Genomic DNA, 4530 nt, shown 5'->3' with positions numbered 1-4530 from the left:
TGTTGTCGGATTCTTGCACTTGAAAGGTATAGGCAAGAACTGGGCGAAAAGCGCCGAAAGTGATGTCTTTGTGGCTTAGTTCGAATTGGGTTCTAAGAAACTGATCGGTCTGGTTTCCAGTGGTTGTAAGTGGAGCCGGTTGATTATGAAAACGAACCCCTGCCGATGCCTCCGCGCCAAAAGTCAAACCGTTCGCGGCACTGTGTTCCAGACGGGCTTTCGCTTCAATTTTGTGCGATTGTCTTGCAACACGATCAGTCAGAACCGAGTTTAGTCCTGTGCTTAGTGTAAGCGATGTCGTTTCGCTCAGATTTCTTTCCCAACTCACACTACCGTGAAAGTAAAATCCATTGAGGTAGTGCGCATCGACATAATTGTTTCTAGAAATCTCAGCTTGGTACGCCATTGAATTGGTGTCATCAAGTTTTTGGCGAACGATCCCTTTTGTTCCAATTTTTGTATGCGAATGCTTTGTGCCAAGAAAGTGAAGATCAATGAATGGCGTGAGTACTGCTGATGCGTTTTCATTCATTGAAAATGCAAGTGGTGCTTCAAGCGCCAACCTGGGGGAAATCACCTGATCCACTGTGGAATACCCAATTTCGGTTCTAACAACTCCGGCAAAGGAGGAGGTCTGCGTCTGATTTAGAACCTTGGTGAATGTTGCCCCAATGGTTGCATTGACACCCTTGGAGGCCTTCGAACCCGAAGTGACTTCGAGACCGTTGATGTACCCTACACTTGTTTGCTTATTCGCATTAGACGAAGGCGTCACACTTCCATAAACACCGACCGAAACTTTGGATCGAGCATGCTCAGCTTCAAGCATACCTCGGATCAAATCGCGTTCTTGCCCGTTCGGCAAAATGGCTACGAGTTTTTGTAGGTCAGATTTAGCCGCAGCGCTTTTTCCCAATTTGGTATTGCAGATGTAACCCAGTTCATGCAGCGGGGCAAAACTAGGCTTTGCCTGTTTCAGCGCGTCGATAATAGGAATTGCCTCGGCGCAGTTGTCTTCCACGGAGAACTTGGTTGCTGTCACATATAGAAAAAAGAAGCTGCCGGTTTTTGCTTCCTCATCTAACGTAATAGCCAAATTGGACGCAGTTACCCAGTCCTTGTTTTCTATGGCATGGGTAATACCCGAATAACCCTGTGCGAATGCAGTTATGCAGCCACTACCAACAACAACGAGTGCAACGAAAAAGCGTAAAATAACCCACATAAACGTACCTGTTGCGTCCGCCATCGGTTTTGATGACGGACGACTTCTTTTTGCTAAGATGGGCTTATTTCTTATTGCCGATGAAGAACGCGGATGCGTCTACATTGTTCATCGTGCCAACGCTGGCACCGGCAATTTCTTCAGCGTTTGGACCATAGAAAGCCCCAACCACATCGCCTTCATAATCCCTATCTGAAATGGACGTGACTGCGCCGCTAAACTTATTACCCGCTATAGTGCCGGTGAAGCCGCCATTTTTGGTGCCTTCGTAAGACGTATCCGCTGTAATGGTCTTGTTACCAAAATCTGCGATGGCATCAAAGTTGCCGAAACCGCCGCCACCGTTGTTGGTTATGATGTAAAAGTCTCCACCATAAGATGCTTTTTGCGACGGAAGTTTGTCTAAGGGTGTCTCCAATCCTGTCGCAATCATCGTGTAGCCCTCATTGGTTTGAATGCTGTAATTCTGACCGTTGCCTTTTGCGTTTTTGAAGAGAAATGCAAGTGAAGCAAAATCGCCGTTTAGAATTGAAGCAACATCTGTCCCATTTGTGGAATTTGATAAGTCGCCATAGCCAAACGCCAAGGCCTGATAGTCTTTGCCGTTGATTTTTTCCACGTGCGAAACGCCGTCGCCCGAAATGGTGTGTTTTTTGCCGTCAACAGTAATCGTTAGCGTTTTTTTATCGTCTGAAACATGAACGCTTGCCGTTGTATAGCCGTTGGCACCTGCAGCCGCACTAACAAGTCCATCACTGCCTGTCGCAAAACCCGAAATGCCTGCAGCTCTTTGCTGTGCGCTTAGGACGTTGGATGGTGAGCCATCTTGCGCATATGTCGCAGCATATGCTGTCATGGCACGTTCGCCTGCAGATACGGAACCATTTCCATCGATATCAACGACGGTTGCAGAATTGTTGCCACCCGAACCAACATCGGCCACACCAAAAAGCCCACTCAGAGCCGTACAGCCTGAAAGCATTACAGTAGCACCGAGCAAACCGGCAATTGTTAGAGTTTTTTTCACGTATGATCTCCAGAAAACTAGTTGTGATTTATTGCAGCCCAAGCAAACCGACCGGCGCTTGTTCTTTGTTTAGTTCTTGTTGGGGTGTATGACCTGTCGTCACGTCAAAGCACTTTTGGGCAAAACCAATGTCACGGGGCGAACCGTGACCATCTAAGACCTTTTGCAATCTTTTGAGGGAGTCCATGTGCTCTGGTGGCCAGAATGAAGCAAGTTCATCTATGATCGCTTGGGACAGAGGAGCCCCGTTGCTCCTCACAGTTTTTGGAATGTCCCCACAGGTTGCTGGATAAATAACAGCAGCTCCATTCGCGACATTTGGCGTAGTTGTCACACAGGCGGTTAGAAGAATGCAGCTGGCACCAATTGCCATGCCACCTCGTATCGATCTTAAAACCACACCGTCCCCAATACTTTGCATAAATCAAACGCTTAGCGGCCAAGGCCACCATGTTTGAATGTTTACAAAGGATTATTCACGAAAATTCAAAGGAAGTTCAATTCCGTAAAAAGTGCCAACTACGGCGCAAGCAGGCCTATAGACAGTGCTTTGGCAACGGCGTGATCTCGAGTAAGGGCCGACAGCTTCTTTCGGCTGCGGGCAAAGCATTTCTTTATCTGGTCCTCACTTTTTCTGAGGCGAAATGCGATTTCTTGATTGTACAATCCTGCAGCCGCAAAATTTAGACAATCGATCTCAAACTGGTCGAGCTTGATCAGTGCATTTGGTGCTTGCACGCGGAACTGGGCATCCAACAGAGCGCTGATTTGTTTAAGATAATCACCATGGTGCTCCCAATATTTCTCAAAATCTTGCTCTGCAATTGTACTCGTTCTCAGGCCAATGCCAGAAGAGACAAGACCATTTTGTCCAGACATGCGCCCGAGCAGCAGTGTAATGCCGACGTGCATTCCATGCTGCCGATCGATTTCCCATTGTGTTTGATAATCTGTCCGATTTTGCTCAATTTCGGCTTGCAAAAGATGCGCAGGCTCATGATGCCAACGAATTTCGCTTTCCCCTTTTAGAAGGGGCGGCAATGTAAAGTCGGCGTCCAATAAATCTCGATCACCTATGGCATCAGCCCAGGTTTTAGGGTGGCTGTGCCTAAATATTGTTACATCTGTCGCAGTGCGATGGTTAAATTCGGTTTCTAGTGGAATGTAACCATAGCCAATACCGTCAACACCGAGCTTCTCATAAGCATGAAGACATAATGTCCAAGCCTGGCCGGATGTAGTTGTGCCGCGCAAAGAATCTGACAGTGCTAAGACTATGTGTTGTGCAGTTTCTCTCAAAGCAATTCATTTCCTTGGTAAGGGCGGCACCATTCTATTCTTTTCACCATTCTTACCAATACCGTAATAAGTGCATCTAGGGGTTGATTAACCCCAGAACCAATGCCTTGGCCACCGCGTGATCGCGCGTTTTTGCTTGCAGCTTTTTTCGGCAGCGGGAGAATATTTTTTTCACTTGGTCTTCACTCAGCCGCATCAAATACTCAATCTCAGCAAACTGCCGTCCAGACGCCGCAAAATTCAGGCAATCCCGCTCGGTTGTTGTTAGGCCAACGTAGGATGGCAGATGGTCTTTGCGGATACTCGTGTCGAGTATAGAACAAATTGCTTTGAGATAGCCTCTATGAATGTTCCAAAATGTAACAAACTCCAAGTCGGACATGGTCGAATTCCTTAAGCCCATGCCGGAAGTAACGCCGTGGGTGTTATCTATATCCAAGGCCACCGTTACTCCTTGGTTCATCTTGTACGCACGGTCAATCGCGTCCTGAGTGGCAAAGCGCCGTCTGTCTTCCGTGGGAATGTTTGCGGTTTCCAACAAGTCGTCAGAATCTACCCACGTCATGTCATCACGCCCAGATACAAGCAACGTTGCGGTGATATCATTGTCTAGCAATCCTTGCGGGCCCGTGTCGTCCGCCCACCCTTGGGGGTAACTATGACGAAACATGACAGCGTTGCTTGATCCTTGTAAAAATACCTCGGAGCGAAATGGAATAATGCCATATCCGATCCCGTCGATGCCAACTTCAGCAAATGTTTCTGAGCATTTGCGCCAAACGCTGTCCAGACTATGATCCCCTCGAACAAAGTCAGATAATTCAATTATCGAATTGTGAAAATTCATCTCAGCAACTTCTCACATCCCGAATAGCCGCGCTCATTGCATTGTCGTAGATCATGGGTTGATTAACCCCAGAACCAATGCCTTGGCCACCGCGTGATCGCGCGTTTTTGCTTGCAGCTTTTTTCGGCAGCG

The 4530-nt window shown here is 47.6% G+C and carries 4 protein-coding genes; all 4 read right to left on the bottom strand.

Features of this window, described 5'->3' with window-relative positions:
• Positions 1 to 1225 (bottom strand): surface lipoprotein assembly modifier (locus Q0231_RS11065; protein ID WP_299347716.1); only part of this gene is annotated, 1225 nt, incomplete at its 3' end.
• A 64-nt stretch (positions 1226 to 1289) separates the two neighbouring features.
• Entirely contained in the window at positions 1290 to 2252 is a 963-nt protein-coding gene (locus tag Q0231_RS11060; RefSeq protein WP_299347715.1) for a transferrin-binding protein-like solute binding protein, read from the bottom strand.
• Positions 2253 to 2771: 519 nt separating this feature from the next.
• Positions 2772 to 3551, bottom strand: a complete 780-nt coding sequence (locus Q0231_RS11055; protein WP_269393014.1) for an autoinducer binding domain-containing protein — start codon at positions 3549 to 3551, stop codon at positions 2772 to 2774.
• 76 nt (positions 3552 to 3627) lie between these two features.
• On the bottom strand, positions 3628 to 4398 hold the full coding sequence (locus Q0231_RS11050) for a hypothetical protein (protein ID WP_299347714.1): 771 nt from the start codon (positions 4396 to 4398) through the stop codon (positions 3628 to 3630).
• Positions 4399 to 4530 lie beyond the last annotated feature (132 nt).

The sequence above is a fragment of the uncultured Maritalea sp. genome (assembly GCF_937139385.1).
GTDB lineage: Bacteria > Pseudomonadota > Alphaproteobacteria > Rhizobiales > Devosiaceae > Maritalea > Maritalea porphyrae_A.
Note: the sequence above shows the minus strand (reverse complement) of the source record. Positions and strands in the feature narration are given on the sequence as shown.